This window comes from Corynebacterium sp. CNCTC7651, from assembly GCF_021496665.1.
Lineage (GTDB): Bacteria > Actinomycetota > Actinomycetes > Mycobacteriales > Mycobacteriaceae > Corynebacterium.
Genome location: NZ_CP071246.1, coordinates 1,812,267 through 1,828,170, shown reverse-complemented (window position 1 = coordinate 1,828,170; position 15,904 = coordinate 1,812,267). Strand labels below are relative to the sequence as shown.

Genomic DNA, 15,904 nt, shown 5'->3' with positions numbered 1-15,904 from the left:
GTATCCGCTGATCCCGCGGTGGATGAGGCTGCTGAGCGCCTCGCCCGCCTGCGAGCCAAGTACGCTCGCTCTCGTTCCCGCAACCACGCATCCGTTTAGCCCTCTCTTCTTCGCGTCGACGAAAGGCCCACAACCGTGTCCACCACCACGCCCGCAACTCCCCACGGTAGAAGCGTCCCCGAGCCGGCCACGGAGGCCGCGCAGCTGGATTACCACGCGCTCAACGCGCTGCTGAACTTGTACGACGCTGACGGCAACATCCAGTTCGACAAGGACCGCGAGGCCGCCAACCAGTTCTTCCTGCAGCACGTCAACCAGAACACCGTCTACTTCCACGACCTGGAAGAGAAGATGGATTACTTGATTGAGAACAAGTACTACGAGCCGGGCGTTATCGAGCAGTACGACTGGGACTTTGTGAAGTCCACGTTCAAGCGCGCCTACAGCTACAAGTTCCGCTTCAAGTCCTTCCTGGGCGCGTACAAGTACTACACGTCCTACACGCTGAAGACGTTCGACGGCCGCCGCTACCTCGAGCGTTTCGAGGACCGCGTCTCCATGACCGCACTCTTCCTCGCGAACGGTGACGAGGGGCTTGCTACCGCGCTTGTCGACGAAATTATGACCGGCCGCTTCCAACCCGCTACCCCGACGTTTTTGAACGCGGGCAAGGCGCAGCGCGGCGAGCTCGTGTCCTGCTTCCTGCTGCGTATCGAGGACAACATGGAGTCCATCGGCCGCGCCATCAACTCCTCGCTGCAGCTTTCCAAGCGCGGCGGCGGCGTGGCGCTGCTGCTGTCCAACATCCGCGAGTCTGGTGCTCCGATCAAGCACATTGAAAATCAATCGTCGGGAGTAATTCCGGTGATGAAGCTGCTGGAGGATTCCTTCTCCTACGCCAACCAGCTCGGCGCGCGCCAGGGTGCGGGTGCGGTGTACCTCAACGCGCACCACCCGGACATCATGCGCTTCCTGGACACGAAGCGCGAGAACGCGGACGAGAAGATCCGTATTAAGACCCTGTCGCTCGGTGTGGTGATCCCGGACATCACGTTCGAGCTGGCGAAGCGCAACGACGACATGTACCTGTTCTCCCCGTACGATGTCGAGCGCATCTACGGCGTGCCGTTCGCGGACATCTCGATCACCGAGAAGTACGACGAGATGGTGGAGGACCCGCGCATCCGCAAGACCAAGATCAAGGCGCGCCAGTTCTTCCAGACCATCGCGGAGATCCAGTTCGAGTCCGGCTACCCGTACATCATGTTCGAGGACACGGCGAACCGGGCGAACCCGGTGAAGACCGGCCGCATCAACATGTCCAACCTGTGCTCCGAGATCCTGCAGGTCAATTCGCCTTCCGTGCTGAACGACGATCTGAGCTACGCCGAGATCGGCCACGACATCTCCTGCAACCTCGGTTCCCTGAACATTGCCATGGCGATGGACTCTGATAACTTCTCCCGGACCGTCGAAACGGCGATCCGCGGCCTGACCGCGGTGGCGGACCGTACCTCCATTGATTCCGTGCCGTCCGTGCGCGAGGGCAACAACGCGTCGCACGCGATCGGCCTCGGCCAGATGAACCTCCACGGCTACCTGGGCCGCGAGCACATCGAGTACGGCTCCGAGGAGGGCCTGGACTTCACCAACGCCTACTTCGCGGCGGTGATGTACGAGTGCATCCGCGCGTCCCACAAGATCGCCGTGGAAAAGGGTGAGGCTTTCGCGGACTTCGCCGAGTCCGAGTACGCGTCCGGCGAGTTCTTCGACCGTTACGATCCGGCCGACTTCCAACCGAAGACCGCCAAGGTGCAGGCGCTTTTCGACGCTTCCGATATCGCCGTCCCGACCGCGGAGGAGTGGGCGCAGCTGAAGGCCGACGTGGCGCGCGACGGCATCTACAACCGCTACCTGCAGGCCGTCCCGCCGACCGGCTCCATCTCCTACATCAACAACTCCACCTCGTCGATCCACCCGATTGCCTCCAAGATCGAGATCCGCAAGGAAGGCAAGATCGGCCGCGTCTACTACCCGGCGCCGCACATGGACAACGAGAACCTGGAGTACTTCAAGGACGCGTACGAGATCGGCTACGAGAAGATCATCGACACCTACGCCGAGGCCACCAAGTACGTCGACCAAGGCTTGTCGCTGACGCTGTTCTTCAAGGACACGGTGACTACCCGCGACATCAACAAGGCCCAGATTTACGCCTGGCGCAAGGGCGTGAAGACGCTGTACTACATCCGCCTCCGCCAGATGGCGCTGGAGGGCACCGAGGTCGAGGGCTGCGTGTCCTGCATGCTCTAGGCCTCCCGCCCAGCGACCACAGCAAGAAAGCCCGCACGTCGTGTGCGGGCTTTCGCCGTGCGGGCTCTAGCCTCGCCCGGTGCCGCGCTTGTTGTCCATGAACTCGTTGATGCCCTTGAGCAGGTTGCGCGAGGTGGTTTCGGAGGCTTCGGCGTCGCCACCCGCGATAGCGTCGACAAGCGCGAGGTGCAGGCGCATCGCTTCGAGCTCGGGTTCGTCCGGCATGATGCCGTAACGCGTGCGGCCTTCGAGGACGTTCATGATCGGCATCGCCAGGGCCGCAAACATCTCGTTGCCCGAGGCCACCAGTAACAGGGTGTGGAACTCTTTGTCGGTGTCCAGGAATTCGTCGGAATTGCCGGCCCCGTCCTCGGAGAGTTCCACGAGGCGGGTGGCCAGCTCTTTCAATCGCTGGATGTGCTCGGGCTCCGCGTTCTCCGCGGCGAGGCGCGCCGCGACGGGCTCCACCGCCGTGCGCAGCGCGTCAAGGGAGGCGATCTGCGCGGGACGGTGCTCCGCGCTCGCCAGCCGCCAGCCGATGACGGCCTTGTCGAACACCGCCCAGCGGCTCGCCGGCAACACCCGGATACCCACGCGACGAGAGGAAGACACCAGCCCAAGCTGCTCCAGCGCGCGCATCGCTTCACGCGCGACAGTCCGGGAAATGCCGAAACGATCCGACAGTTCCTGCAGGGTGAACGTGTGACCCTCGGGCATGACGCCCGAGACGATCTCCTCGCCGAGCTTGTCTAGGACGGACGCGAGCAGGGGTTCTGCAGACGACTCCCGCGGGGATGCCATGGGTAAACCTCCGTCAGTCACCAATGTTGAACATCAAAGTATTATCAGTCTAATGAACGGGGTCCCCACCCCCCACAATCGGACGTGGGTAATAATGGGTGCCATGAGCGACGCGGACTACCAGGATCACATCCAGGCCCACCCCGAGCCGATGCGGGCGATTAACTGGAACACCATCCCGGACGACAAGGACCAGGAAGTCTGGGACCGTCTAACAGGCAATTTCTGGCTTCCGGAGAAGATTCCGGTGTCCAACGACATTCCGAGCTGGAATACCCTTAATGAGGCGGAGCAGCTGTCCACCATGCGGGTGTTTGCCAACCTCACCCTGTTGGACACACTGCAGAGTTCCGTGGGTGCGATTTCGCTGCTGCCGGACGCGCGCACGCTGCACGAGGAGGCGGTGTACACCAACATCGCGTTCATGGAGTCGGTGCACGCGAAGTCCTACTCCAACATCTTCATGACGTTGGCGTCCACCCCGCAGATCAACGACGCATTCCGTTGGACCGAGGAAAACGCCGAGGTGCAGCGCAAGGCGCGCATCATCGAGAGCTACTACTGCGGCGACGATCCGCTGAAGCGCAAGATCGCCTCCGTCATGCTGGAGTCGTTCCTCTTCTACTCCGGTTTTTACTTGCCGCTGAACTGGTCGGTGCACTCGAAACTCACCAACACGGCGGACATCATCCGACTGATCATCCGCGATGAGGCCGTGCACGGGTATTACATCGGCTACAAGTACCAGGTGGGCCTGCGCGATGAGAGCGAGGAGCGCCGCGAGGAGCTCAAGGAGCACGCCTTCGACCTGCTCTACGACCTGTACGACAACGAGACCCAGTACACCGAGGACATCTACGATCCGCTGGGGTGGACCGAGGACGTCAAGCGCTTCCTGCGCTACAACGCGAACAAGGCGCTGAATAACCTGGGCTACGAGGGTCTCTTCCCGGCCGACGAGACTCGCGTGTCCCCGGCGATCCTCGCCTCCCTGGCACCGAACGCGGACGAGAACCACGACTTCTTCTCCGGATCCGGCTCCTCCTACGTCATCGGCAAGGCGGAGGACACCCAGGACGACGACTGGGACTTCTAACCCACAGGGGCTTTTTGCTTATCGACGTTCGCTCCAAACAACGTCGCCATCGCACCGTACGGGTGAAGCTGGTTTGCCACGAGGTAGCCGCGGGGTGAGCGCCAAATTGGCGCGCCGCCCTGCCTCACGATGCGGCCGCGGACGTTGATGTCTGGGTCGTCGTCGTTGGTGCCGTTGTGGTAGCTGCACAGCGGCGCCAGGTTGTTCATGTTGGTCTCGCCGCCATGCTTCCACGCGGTGATGTGGTGGATCTGGCACTGGTCCGCGCCGTGGCGGCACCCGGGTAGCGGGCAGATCGGGTTGGTGGCCCGCGCGAGGTCGCGCTGCTTCCGGTTGGCTAGGCGCTCAGTGCGGTAGAGGTTCACTGGGCCCTCTTGGGGGTGGAAGACGGCGGCCTCGAGGTGGTTCTCCGCAGTCGCGGCGGTGGAGTTGAGGAATTCGGCGCCGGTCATGGTGGTGCCGTCGGTAAGCCCCAGCGTTACATCGTCTCCATCGCCGCTCTGAATCTTTACCCATGCCGGCAGCGGGATGAGCAGAAGCGGCCGCGGCACAGCCTGTGGGATCCCGCCGCCGGGGCTGCCTGCACCGGGGCTACCTGCACCGGGGCTACCTGCACCGGGACTGCCGGCACCGGGGCTGCCGGCACCGGGGCTGCCTGCACCGGGGCTGCCTGCACTGGGGCTGCCTGCACTGGGGCTGCCTGCACTGGGGCTGCCTGCACTGGGGTCGAGTTTTCCGCGTACGAAAGCGATGAACCGCTCAAGCATGTGCTGCGACATGGCCTTGCCCTCGGGGTGTCCTTGGCGGAGGAAGTGTTCGACGTCGGCGAGGAAGCGCTCCGGCGCGTGCACCACCATGCGGCGCTTGCCGTTGCGCGAGCTGGAGAACCAGATCGAATCCTTCGGCGGATCCGCGGGCTTCTTCGGAATGATGCTCTTCAGCTGGCGCGCGAAGTCGCGGTAACGCCCCTTCAGCTCCAGCGCCGCTTTGCGGAGCTTCGCTTTTGTGCGTCCATGCTTGATGGGTTTCAGGCTGCGCTCGATCAGGCAAAGCTCATCGATCGACAATTCATTTCGCCTCGCTGCTTCAAGGGCGAGGCGCTGCTTTTGCGGTGATGAAGTGGAGCCGAAGTACACCTCGTGGGCGTGCTCCCAGTCTCGGACCCGGGCGGGGTCGAGGCCGGCATCGAGAGCGAACTCCCGATCGAAGCCCTTGAGGGAATCGACCGTGGCAACGGTACAAACCAGGGATCGGAATTCTGTCATGGCTCGCACAGTAAACCGCGATTCAAACCCACACAAGGAAAATAACCAAATTGTGGATAACGTAAATGGTGGCCGAAACTCATCCACAGGCCAGTTTCAATACGAACTGGCGTTTTTCATTAGCGGGGTAGGGACTACCCCGTACGGGTGAAAAGGGTGAGCGTCGTCAAGCAATGCTTTTGTGCAGGTGAGGGTGGGATTTCCGGGGAGTTCGTGTGCAAGCGTCCCATTTTGCGGGGCCCGGGGATACACTCGTCGCTGTAACCAGCCTGTGATGGCTGGTAATTCAATGAGCCTGTCAGTTATGATGACTCGGTATTAATACTGGCTTTCGTGCACTTGTCAGGAGGATCGCATGACCGCTGTGGCGCCTAGGCTGGACAATTACGTCCCGCCGACACGTCCGGAGCCGACGGGAACTGCCCGTCGCGGCTCCAAGATCTACAAGCAGATCACTACGACCGACCACAAAGAGCTGGGCATCATGTACATCATCATGTCCTTCATCTGGTTCTTTGTCGGCGGTTTGATGGCGCTGCTCATCCGTGCTGAGCTCTTCAGCCCGGGCCTGCAGTTCCTCTCCAACGAGCAGTTCAACCAGCTGTTCACCATGCACGGCACCGTGATGCTGCTGGCATTCGGCACTCCGATTGTGTGGGGCTTCGCCAACTACGTCCTGCCGCTGCAGATCGGCGCGCCGGATGTGGCGTTCCCGCGTCTGAACGCGTTCGGTTTCTGGATTACCACCGTCGGCGTTATTGCCATGCTCGCGGGCTTCATCACCCCGGGTGGCGCGGCTGACTTCGGCTGGACCATGTACATGCCGCTGGCTGACGCGACCCACACCCCGTCCGTGTCCGCGAACCTGTGGATCGTCGGCGTGGGCGCGACCGGTGTCGGCACCGTGGCTTCCGCCATCAACATGCTCACCACCGTGCTGACCATGCGCGCACCGGGCATGACCATGTTCCGCCTCCCGGTGTTCACCTGGACCGTCTTCGTCACCTCCATCATCGCGCTGATGATCTTCCCGCTGCTGCTTGCTGCGGCTCTCGGCGTGCTGTACGACCGCCTGCTCGGTGCCCACATCTACGACACCGCTAACGGCGGCGCGATCCTGTGGCAGCACCTGTTCTGGTTCTTCGGCCACCCTGAGGTGTACGTCCTGGCCCTGCCGTTCTTCGGCATCATCTCCGAGATCATCCCGGTGTTCTCCCGCAAGCCGATCTTCGGCTACATCGGCCTGGTCTTCGCAACCCTGGCTATCGCCGGCCTGTCCATGGCCGTGTGGGCGCACCACATGTTCGCCACCGGCGCCATCCTGCTGCCGTTCTTCTCCTTCATGACCTTCCTGATCGCGGTCCCGACCGGCGTGAAGTTCTTCAACTGGGTCGGCACCATGTGGAACGGCCGCATCACCTTCGACAGCCCGATGATGTGGGTCATGGGCTTCCTGTTCACCTTCCTCTTCGGTGGCCTGACCGGCATCATGCTGGCTGCTCCGCCGCTGGACTTCCACCTGCACGACTCCTACTTCGTGGTCGCGCACTTCCACTACACCCTGTTCGGCACCGTGGTGTTCTCCGCCATCGCCGGCGTCCACTTCTGGTTCCCGAAGATGACCGGCCGCATGCTGGACGAGCGCCTGGCCAAGATCTCCTTCTGGCTGGTGTTCATCGGCTTCAACATGACCTTCCTGATTCAGCACTGGCTGGGCAACATGGGTATGCCGCGCCGCTACGCCGACTACCTGGACTCCGACGGGTTCACTCTGCTGAACCAGGTGTCCACGGTAGGCGCCTTCATCCTGGGTATCGGCATGCTGCCGTTCATCTGGAACGTGTTCAAGTCCTGGCGCTACGGCGAGATCGTCACCGTGGACGATCCGTGGGGCTACGGCAACTCCCTCGAGTGGGCAACCTCCTGCCCGCCGCCGCGCCACAACTTCACCTCCCTGCCGCGTATCCGCTCTGAGCGCCCGGCGTTCGAGCTGCACTACCCGCACATGGTGGAGACCCTGCGCCGCGAGGCACACACCGGCCACTCCTCCGATACTCCGGCAACCTGGAAGGGTTCCACCCACGAGTTCGACAATGTGGACGGCCCCGCCGCCACCACTGCGAAGTAAGGCTCTCGGCCGAAGGCCACTCCTGACGGCCTGAAAGCTTCCGCGAAGCCCCCGCCCTGATGAACGGCGGGGGCTTCGTCGTGTTATGGTTTCGCCCATGCCCGCCATGGAGGTTGAACTGCAAGAAGGCTTGAAACCGGCCGTGATTACGACGTCTGGGCCGGATCGCCCGGGTGTCTCCGCCGCGTTCTTTTCGGCGTTGGCGCGCCACGAGGTGCAGCTGCTGGATGTGGAGCAAACGAACTTCCGCGGCCGCCTCATGCTCGCAGCGCTTGTGGGCATGGAGCCGCACATGCTCAGCGAGATTGAGCGGGATCTTCGCGTAGGCCTGTGGGAGTTTGGCCAGCGCGTCACCATCGAGACTGGCGTCGAGTCCGGCTCCGTTTCCCGCCCGAGCTCCACGCACGTGGTGGTCGCGCTGGGCAACCCGATTACCGCGGCAGCGGTGTCCAAACTGGGCGGGATCCTCGCGGCCTACGGTGCGAACATCAACGTGATCCGCGGCATTGCGCAGTACCCGGTAACGGGCCTGGAGTTTCGCGTCACCATCCCGAATTACACCCCGGGCGACGGTCAGGAGATCCGCAAGTCGCTGGCAAAGCTTTCCGCCGAGCTGGGCATCGACCTCGCGATGGAGCACGCGGGCCTGCACCGTCGCGCCAAGCGCTTGGTGTGCTTCGACTGCGACTCGACGCTGATCACCGGCGAGGTCATCGAGATGCTGGCCGCGCACGCAGGCAAGGAGGCGGAAGTCGCGGAGGTCACCGAGCGCGCGATGCGCGGCGAGCTCGACTTCGAGGAGTCCCTCCGCGAACGCGTGAAAACCCTCGCCGGGCTCGACGCTTCCGTGATCGACGAGGTTGCCGCCGCCATCGAGCTCACCCCCGGCGCGCGCACGACGATCCGCACGCTCAACTCCATGGGATACCGCACCGCGGTCGTGTCCGGCGGTTTCATCCAGGTCCTCGAGGGCCTTGCTGAAGAGCTCGAGCTCGATTACGTCCGCGCGAACACGCTGGAGATCGAGGACGGCAAGTTGACAGGCCGGGTGACGGGGAAGATCGTCGATAGGCAAGCGAAGGCGGATTTCCTCGCCGAGTTCGCTGCCGATTCCGGCTTGACCATGAACCAGACGGTGGCTGTGGGCGACGGCGCCAACGACATCGACATGCTCTCGCGCGCCGGCCTGGGCATCGCGTTCAACGCAAAACCGGCGCTGAAGGAGGTCGCGGACGCGTCGGTGAACCACCCGTTCCTCGACGAGGTGCTGTACATCCTCGGCATTCCACGCGAGGAAATCGACCACGCGAACAGCAGCGCCGGCATCGACGGCCGCGTGCCCCTGCCGTGACGGACTTTTTCGCCGCCGATCCGTGCGCGTCCGATCCGTTCGCGGCCGCGCACGCGCTGCTCGCCGAGCTGGTGGAACGCGATTACCGCGCCCGCAGCGAGGATTCCGCCGACCCAGCCACGGTGCAGGCGATGCAGCTCGCGCTCAACCTGCCGAAGCAGAACCCGCCGCCGCGCAACCGGGTGCTGGTGGAGGCAGCGCAGGCCGTCGTCGCAGTGTGTCTCGACGAGCGCGCCGGCACCGACGGCTTCTGGCGCGAACACCTGGCCGGCTGGTACTCGCACCGCATCCGTAAGGTCGCGCGTCGCGCGCGCAACAAGGCGTGGGACGACGTCCAGGCGCTGCCCGGGGTCACCGTCGGCGGGGTGCGCGCCTTCGTCCCCTCCGCGGTGGGTGAGGTCCCGCCCGCCATTGCCAAGCTGCAGATTAAGGGCACCGAGCTTATCGACGATTCCCCGAACCCTCTCAACGACCCATCCACGCCGACGATTTTGGTCGATGCGTCGCTAGGCATGACCTTGGGCAAGGCGTGTGCGCAGGTCGGGCACGCGTCGATGCTGTATGCGGCGAACCTGGACGTGGAAGTGGCGCGGGCGTGGGCGACGGCGGGGTTCCCGCTCACCGTGCGCGAGGAGGAGGACCCGGCTGAGTTCGAGACGGCGGTGCGGTCGACCGGTGCCGTGCCGGTCCGCGACGCCGGCTACACCGAGGTTGCGCCGGGCTCAGTGACGGTCGTCGCACTACCCCCAGCCTAACCCGCGCCGCGCCCGCCACCCCGGGGCGCCGCGCCCGCACCCCGCGCCGCGCCCGCCACCCCCGCGCCGTGCCCGCCACCCCGCGCTGCGTTAGCGGGTCTCGCCGGAAACTAGGCGTCGCAACGCCCCCAGCACCTTCTCCTTGTCGGTGGTCTGCCAGAAATCGAGGAGGGATTTGCGGAGGTAGGCGCCGTAACGTTTCGTCGTCAAGCGATTGTCCAGCACGGCAATGACCCCGCGGTCGGTGGGGGAGCGCAGGAGGCGACCCGTGCCCTGCGCGAGGAGGAGCGCGGCGTGCGCGGCGGAGACCTCCATGAACCCGGAGCGGCCGGCGGCATCGGCGGCCTTTGCGCGCGCCTGCGGCAACGGGTCGTCGGGGCGGGGGAAGGGAATGCGGTCGATGATCACTAGCGAGCACGCGCTGCCCGGTACGTCGACGCCCTGCCACAGCGTGAGCGTGCCGAAGAGGCAGGAGTTCTCGTTCTTGGCAAACCGGTCCACAAGCGCGCCGGTGGTGTCCTCGCCTTGGAGATAGATGTCGAAGGGCAGGCGCTCGCGCATCGCCTCCGCGGCTTGCTGGGCTGCACGGCGCGAGGAAAAGAGTCCCAGCGTCCGTCCGCCGGCGGCGGTGATGAGCTCCGCGATCTCGTCCAGCGTGGCATCGGCGAGGCCCTCGCGCCCCGGCGTCGGTAGGTGCGCGGCGGTGTAGAGAATGCCGCTCTTGCGCGGGTTGAACGGCGTGCCAGCGTCCAGCGAATCCCATGTTCCGGCGGGCAGGCCCCAATTCGCGGCCATCGCGTTGAAGTTACCGCCGACGGCAAGAGTGGCGGAGGTGAGGACGACGGTGGTGTCGTCGAAAAGCGTCTCGTGCAGGAGGTGCGCCACTGACAACGGCGCGACTGCGACCGAGTCGCCCCAACGGTCGGAGCGCTCCAGCCACACGACGTCGGAGTGCTTGGAGGGGTCGTCCTCGTCGAAAACGTCGAGGATGCGCACGATGGCGTCGTGCAAGTCACCGAGGTGGTTGCGCAAATTGGTGCGCTCGGCGAAGGTTTCGGGGTCGTTGTCGGCTTCGCCCTCGGGAGCGTCGGCAATCGCCGTGCGCGTGGTCCACAGCGCATCGCGCAACCCGGCGAACGCACCGCGCGCGGGCTCGGAGATGCGCTCCCAGCGCCCGGGCGGTTCGAGGTCGAGCACAGCGGTGAAGTCGTCGATGACGTCCTCGAGCGTGCCTTTCTTGGCACCGAGCTTTTCCGCGCGGCGCGCCGCCATGGTCAGCGAGCGTTTGGAAATGCCGTTGGTGGCTACGGACGTGACGCGCCCGTCGAGCTCGTGCGCCTCGTCGACGATAACCGCGTCGTGCGGGGGCAGCACGTCCACATCCGAAAGCGCGTCGATGGCCAACAGCGCGTGGTTGGTCACCACCACGTCCACTTTGTGTGCGCGCTCGCGCGCGAGCTCAGCGAAGCACTCCGCCCCGTGCGGGCAGCGCGTGGCGCCGAGGCACTCGCGCGAGGATGTGGACACGTGGGACCACACCTCGTCCGGCACGCCGGGGGCGAGGTCGTCGCGGTCGCCCGTTTCGGTCTCCTGCGCCCACTCGGCTACGCGCTTGATGTGGCGGCCCATCCAGGAGAGGTCGTCCTCCTCGATGAGCGCCTCCGGCACCTCGTCGTCAACGCTAAGTTTGTGCAGGCAGAGGTAGTTGTTGCGGCCCTTAAGAATGGCGAACGTCGGGCGGCGCTCCATCAGCGGCTCGAGCGCGTCCGCGAGCCGCGGCAGGTCGCGCTCAACCAGCTGCCGCTGCAGCGCGAGCGTGGCGGTGGAGACCACCACCGTGTTGCCGGCGGTTTGCGCGTGCAGCATCGCGGGCACGAGGTACGCCAGCGATTTGCCGGTGCCGGTTCCGGCCTGCACGGCGAGGTGCCGCTCCGACTCGAACGCGTGCGTCACGGCGCGCGCCATCGCCACCTGCCCGGGCCGCGGCACACCACCGATCGCCTCTACGGCTGCGGCGAGCAGGTCCTCGGTCGTTTGCGCGAGCGGCTGGTCGGCGGCCACTTACTCGGTCGGCTCGGGGAAGCCGACGAACTGCGTCGGGATCGCAGCCTCGCCGCGGGATAGCGCCAGGCCCTCCCACGGCAGCGTTTCGCGTGCGGCGCGGTGCGTTTCGCGCGCTTCCTCGAGGCTGAACGGCGCGTCCACGATCTCGCCGCCGCGGATCATCGGCACCGTGAGCTGGCGGTACTCCAGGTTCGGCTTGCGCGCGATCTCCGCCCCTTCCGGCCGCACGACCTCCGCCACGGCGACCCCGGACGCGCGGTACGCACGGAAGGCGGTTTTCGCACCGCCGTAGGTGGCTTTCCCGGAGCTCCGCTTGGCGACGGCATGTCCCTCCACCTCTACAAGCTTGTACACAAGCCCTGCCGTGGGGGCGCCGGAGCCGGTGACTACGGAGGTACCTACGCCGAATCCGTCGACTGGGTCGCCGCGCAGGCCGGCGATGGTGAACTCGTCCAGGTCGGAGGAGACGATGATGCGGGTGTTGAAGGCTCCGGCGTCGTCAAGCTGCTTGCGCACGCGGCGCGACATGATGCCGAGGTCGCCCGAGTCGATGCGCACGGCGCCGAGCTCAGTGCCCGCGACCTCGAGCGCGTTTTCCACGCCCTTGGAAATGTCGAACGTGTCCACCAGCAGCGTGGTGTCGACGCCGGCGGCATCGATCTGGGCGCGGAAGGCGGCGCGCTCGTCCGGCACCCCGTCCTCGTCGACGTGCAGCAGCGTCCAGGCGTGCGCCGCGGTGCCGGAGGCGGGGATGCCGTAGCGCAGGGACGCCTCCATATTGCTTGTCGCGTCGAAGCCCGCGATGTACGTCGCACGCGCGGCGGTGACGGCGGCTTGCTCGTGCGTGCGGCGCGACCCCATCTCGATGATCGGCCTGCCGTCCGCCGCGGACACCATGCGCGACGCTGCCGACGCCACCGCGGAGTCCGAGTTCAAGATGGACAGAATCACCGTCTCCAGAATCACGCACTCTGCGAACGTGCCGTGCACGGTCAAGATCGGCGAGAACGGGAAGTAGAGCTCGCCCTCGCGGTATCCGTCGACATCGCCGGAGAAGCGGTAGTTGCGCAGGTACTCTTTCGCCTCCTCGGAGAGGAAGTCGGCGCTGGCGATCTGCTCCTCGGTGAAGCGGAAATTCGAAATTGCGTCGATCACACGCGCGGTGCCCGCACCTCGAATGCGCACTTGCGGTGCGCGGTGCCGTCTTTCAGCGCCGCGTCGAGCATCGTCAGCTCGTACATGTCGGTGAGAAACGCGGTGGAATCGTGGCAGGCGTTGTTACGTGCGTCGCTCACGCGGGAGGGTGTGTCATTCATGCTGCCCAAGGATAGCCCCCGCTGCTCGGGTAAATTCATGCTGCCCAAGGATAGCCCCCGCTGCTCGGGTAAGGTGGTGCGCATGCAGTGTGAGGCGCGAATGGGCTCGCCGATGGCGTCGCCCGAGTTGGACGAGGCGATTGAGGTCGACGTTGCCACGGCCGAGAACCTGCCTTGGATGTGCATTGTGTGGGATGACCCGGTCAACCTCATGAGTTACGTCAGCTACGTCTTCCAAACCGTGCTGGGCTACGACCGCAAGCGCGCGAACGAGCTGATGATGCAGGTGCACACCGAAGGCAAGGCCGTCGTGTCCTCCGGCGAGAAGGACAAGGTCGAGGGCGACGTGAAGAAGCTGCACACCGCCGGCCTGTGGGCCACGATGCAGCAGGCGGGGTAGGGCAGATGCAGGAGTGGCGCCGCAAGAAAGGCCTGATGCGGTCGGGCGTGAAGTTTTCCACGCGCTTCGATCCGCTGGAGCGCGAGTTGATCGGGGACCTCACGGCGACGGTGTCGGAGGCGCTGATCGCCCGCGCGCAGTCCGCCCCGCGCGATGAGTTCGCGGAGATGTTGGGCGTGTCCACCGGCCACACGGAGGCGCCGACGGATCCGAAGCTGGCCCGCCTGCTGCCGGACTTCGAGCGCGAGGGCGACGAGGAGTTCGACGGGGACAACGGCCTGCTGCGTTCCCTCCACGAGAACGACATCATCAAGGCCAAGCTGATGAACCTGCAGGTGATCAATGAGAAGCTCGGCCCCACCGGGGGCGTGGACGTGACGGTGGATGAGGCGGAGGCGCAGCAATTCGTCGCCGCGCTCAACGACATGCGCCTTTTCGTCTCTGAGGAGACCGGCGGCGGCGAGCAGGCTGAGCAGCACCGCGCCATCCTCATGGACTGGCTCGCCGCGTGCCAGGACTCGCTGCTTCAGGCAATGCTGGACTAGGGGGCTTTCCTTGCTTGACGACGGCTGGGGGCTGCGCATCGGCCACACCTCCCTGGGCGATACCGGGGTGACCGCGCTGGTCGCCGACGATCCGGCCGGGATGGTCGCCGCGGTGGATGTACGCGGCGGCGGCCCGGGGACGCGGGAGACTGATCTTTTGGAGCCGCACAACACCGTCGAGCGCGTGAACGCGATTCTTCTCTGCGGCGGTTCCGCGTTCGGGCTGGCTGCGGCAGACGGCGCGATGCGTGAGTTGGAGCGCCGCGGCATGGGGTTCAAGGTGTTCGGCGATGCGTTGCCGGGTGGACCGATCGTGCCGATCGTCCCCGCGGCGGTGATTTTCGACCTCGCAGTGGGCGACCCGTCGCACCGCCCCGGGCCCGAAGACGGGGCGGCAGCCGTGGTGGCGGCGTTTGGGGATGGTGGTTCGGGGGAAGCGTCGTCAAGCGTAGGTGCAGGATGCGGGGCGACGGCGGGCGTGCTGCGCGGCGGTTTTGGCACGGCGCACGTGCATGTGGGGCCGCACACGGTGACGGCGTACGTGGTGGCGAACCCGGTGGGCAGCGTGGTCGATCCGCGCACGGGGCTGCTGTACGGCGATCCGACGTGGCCTGCGGTCGATGTCGAGGCGTTTCGCGCGTTGAAGCGCCCCGTGCCGCGGCTGAATACCACCATCGGCGTGATTGCCACTGACGCGCCGCTGACGAAGGCGCAGCTCAAGCGGCTGGCGATGACGGGCCACGACGGGATCGCGCGCGCCGTTGTACCTGCGCACTCGCCGCTGGACGGGGACACGCTGTTCGCGGTCTCCGTGGCTGAAAGAGCGGGCGGCGTAGATGACGTGCAGCTGCTGACCACGCTCGGTGCGGCCGGTGCCGGTGTGGTGCAGGCCGCGATCGTGGACGCGGTGGTCAACGCGACGAGCGCGGTCACCGCGTGGCGCGACATTGCCCGCTAAGCTTGGGCGACGATGACGAATAACCAGCACCCAACTCCGCCCGGCTGGGGCTACGGCGAGACCGGCCAGCCAGGCTACGGCAAGCCGTTCCAGCGCCCGTTTTCTCACCCGGAGCGGCAGCAGCCGGCGTTTCCCCAAGACGGCTACGGCCTGGGTTTCGGCAACGGTGCCGGGAGCGGCTACGGGCTGCAGCCGGGCCAGCCGGGCGCGTACCCGCAGCCGGGCGCGTACCCGGGCCAGCCCGGGATGCAGCCGGGCCTGGAGCCGGCGAGGCGCGGGGGGAAGCGGACGTCGAAACGCGTGGCCCAGCGCAACACCGGGTTGCGCTTCGCCGCGGGCTACGTGATCGCGATCTGGGTGGTCTACCTGGTCAACCTGTTCGTGTTCCAGGGCAACTTGCTGTTCTTCGGCATTCACCCGCTGGAAATTTCGTCCCTGCCGTTCATTTTCACCTCGCCGCTGCTGCACGGCAGCTTCGAGCACATTCTGTCCAACACCGTTCCGGGAGCGATCTTCGCGTTCCTGGTCGGGTATTCGGGCAAGCGCGTGTTCTGGGAGGTCACGACGTTTGTTGTCGTGATCGGCGGCTTGGGCACGTGGCTGGTCGGCGGCATTGGCACGAACCACATCGGCGCTTCCGGGCTCGTGTACGGCTGGCTGGCGTACCTGGTGGTGCGCGGATTTTTCAACCGCTCCGGGTCCCAGATCACGCTGGGCCTGACGCTGGGCTTCTTCTACTCCGGTTTGATTTGGGGCGTGCTGCCCGGCACCCCGGGCGTGAGCTGGCAGGCGCACCTTTTCGGTGCGATTGGCGGCATTATCGCGGCGATGGTGATCACGTCGGACGATCCGCCGCAGCTGGTTGCGCGTCGCCAGGAAAAGCAGGCCCAGAAGCAGCTCGGGCGGTAGCGC

Annotated in this window: 12 protein-coding genes and 1 pseudogene; 9 read left to right on the top strand and 4 right to left on the bottom strand. The window is 65.5% G+C overall.

From position 1 onward, the window contains the following. Nucleotides 1-204 precede the first annotated feature (204 nt). The gene (nrdE, locus tag JZY91_RS08870) at nucleotides 205-2,313 is read left to right on the top strand and encodes a class 1b ribonucleoside-diphosphate reductase subunit alpha (protein WP_234949109.1); all 2,109 of its coding nucleotides are present in this window, start codon (nucleotides 205-207) and stop codon (nucleotides 2,311-2,313) included. Between the two features lie 66 nt (nucleotides 2,314-2,379). Here the strand turns inward: nrdE and JZY91_RS08865 are convergent, their stop codons facing one another. After that, complete coding sequence (locus JZY91_RS08865; protein ID WP_234947547.1) at nucleotides 2,380-3,114, bottom strand: FadR/GntR family transcriptional regulator; 735 nt, start codon at nucleotides 3,112-3,114, stop codon at nucleotides 2,380-2,382. A gap of 103 nt (nucleotides 3,115-3,217) precedes the next feature. Between JZY91_RS08865 and nrdF the strand changes: the two genes are divergently transcribed. Further along, nucleotides 3,218-4,210, top strand: a complete 993-nt coding sequence (nrdF, locus tag JZY91_RS08860) for a class 1b ribonucleoside-diphosphate reductase subunit beta (protein WP_234947546.1) — start codon at nucleotides 3,218-3,220, stop codon at nucleotides 4,208-4,210. Here nrdF and JZY91_RS08855 read toward each other — a convergent pair. Beyond that, nucleotides 4,207-5,475, bottom strand: coding sequence for an HNH endonuclease signature motif containing protein (locus tag JZY91_RS08855; RefSeq protein WP_234947545.1), 1,269 nt, complete (start codon nucleotides 5,473-5,475; stop codon nucleotides 4,207-4,209). The genes nrdF and JZY91_RS08855 overlap by 4 nt on opposite strands. A gap of 355 nt (nucleotides 5,476-5,830) precedes the next feature. On the opposite strand from JZY91_RS08855, the gene ctaD reads away from it, so the two are divergent. The 3 genes from ctaD to JZY91_RS08840 all read left to right on the top strand — a co-directional run bounded on the left by ctaD (nucleotide 5,831) and on the right by JZY91_RS08840 (nucleotide 9,709). Beyond that, complete coding sequence (ctaD, locus tag JZY91_RS08850; RefSeq protein ID WP_234947544.1) at nucleotides 5,831-7,603, top strand: cytochrome c oxidase subunit I; 1,773 nt, start codon at nucleotides 5,831-5,833, stop codon at nucleotides 7,601-7,603. 97 nt (nucleotides 7,604-7,700) lie between these two features. Then, nucleotides 7,701-8,954, top strand: coding sequence for a phosphoserine phosphatase SerB (gene serB / locus JZY91_RS08845; protein ID WP_234947543.1), 1,254 nt, complete (start codon nucleotides 7,701-7,703; stop codon nucleotides 8,952-8,954). Continuing rightward, nucleotides 8,951-9,709: a peptidyl-tRNA hydrolase gene (locus tag JZY91_RS08840; protein WP_370639210.1), complete on the top strand. Its 759-nt coding sequence runs from the start codon at nucleotides 8,951-8,953 to the stop codon at nucleotides 9,707-9,709. The genes serB and JZY91_RS08840 overlap by 4 nt, the downstream gene beginning before the upstream one ends. A gap of 90 nt (nucleotides 9,710-9,799) precedes the next feature. Here JZY91_RS08840 and JZY91_RS08835 read toward each other — a convergent pair whose 3' ends face one another. After that, nucleotides 9,800-11,770, bottom strand: coding sequence for an ATP-dependent DNA helicase (locus JZY91_RS08835; protein ID WP_234947542.1), 1,971 nt, complete (start codon nucleotides 11,768-11,770; stop codon nucleotides 9,800-9,802). Then, nucleotides 11,771-13,089 (bottom strand): annotated as a pseudogene (locus tag JZY91_RS08830) (nicotinate phosphoribosyltransferase). It abuts the gene before it with no gap. A gap of 112 nt (nucleotides 13,090-13,201) precedes the next feature. On the opposite strand from JZY91_RS08830, the gene clpS reads away from it, so the two are divergent. From clpS to JZY91_RS08810, 4 genes are all read left to right on the top strand, one after another. Then, nucleotides 13,202-13,489, top strand: a complete 288-nt coding sequence (gene clpS, locus JZY91_RS08825; RefSeq protein WP_234949107.1) for an ATP-dependent Clp protease adapter ClpS — start codon at nucleotides 13,202-13,204, stop codon at nucleotides 13,487-13,489. Between the two features lie 5 nt (nucleotides 13,490-13,494). Further along, entirely contained in the window at nucleotides 13,495-14,034 is a 540-nt protein-coding gene (locus JZY91_RS08820; RefSeq protein WP_234949106.1) for a DUF2017 domain-containing protein, read from the top strand. Nucleotides 14,035-14,044: 10 nt separating this feature from the next. Then, the gene (locus JZY91_RS08815) at nucleotides 14,045-14,992 is read left to right on the top strand and encodes a P1 family peptidase (protein WP_234947541.1); all 948 of its coding nucleotides are present in this window, start codon (nucleotides 14,045-14,047) and stop codon (nucleotides 14,990-14,992) included. A gap of 246 nt (nucleotides 14,993-15,238) precedes the next feature. After that, a complete protein-coding gene (locus JZY91_RS08810; RefSeq protein ID WP_234949105.1) occupies nucleotides 15,239-15,901 on the top strand; it encodes a rhomboid family intramembrane serine protease in 663 nt (220 codons plus the stop codon). The last annotated feature ends 3 nt before the right edge of the window (nucleotides 15,902-15,904 follow it).

What these genes read in the sequence shown, in the direction of transcription:
- JZY91_RS08865 (WP_234947547.1), bottom strand. Translation starts at nt 3,114, where the DNA reads ATGGCATCCCCGCGGGAGTCGTCTGCAGAACCCCTGCTCGCGTCCGTC.
- nrdF (WP_234947546.1), top strand. Translation starts at nt 3,218, where the DNA reads ATGAGCGACGCGGACTACCAGGATCACATCCAGGCCCACCCCGAGCCG.
- JZY91_RS08855 (WP_234947545.1), bottom strand. Translation starts at nt 5,475, where the DNA reads ATGACAGAATTCCGATCCCTGGTTTGTACCGTTGCCACGGTCGATTCC.
- ctaD (WP_234947544.1), top strand. Translation starts at nt 5,831, where the DNA reads ATGACCGCTGTGGCGCCTAGGCTGGACAATTACGTCCCGCCGACACGT.
- serB (WP_234947543.1), top strand. Translation starts at nt 7,701, where the DNA reads ATGCCCGCCATGGAGGTTGAACTGCAAGAAGGCTTGAAACCGGCCGTG.
- clpS (WP_234949107.1), top strand. Translation starts at nt 13,202, where the DNA reads ATGGCGTCGCCCGAGTTGGACGAGGCGATTGAGGTCGACGTTGCCACG.
- JZY91_RS08820 (WP_234949106.1), top strand. Translation starts at nt 13,495, where the DNA reads ATGCAGGAGTGGCGCCGCAAGAAAGGCCTGATGCGGTCGGGCGTGAAG.
- JZY91_RS08810 (WP_234949105.1), top strand. Translation starts at nt 15,239, where the DNA reads ATGCAGCCGGGCCTGGAGCCGGCGAGGCGCGGGGGGAAGCGGACGTCG.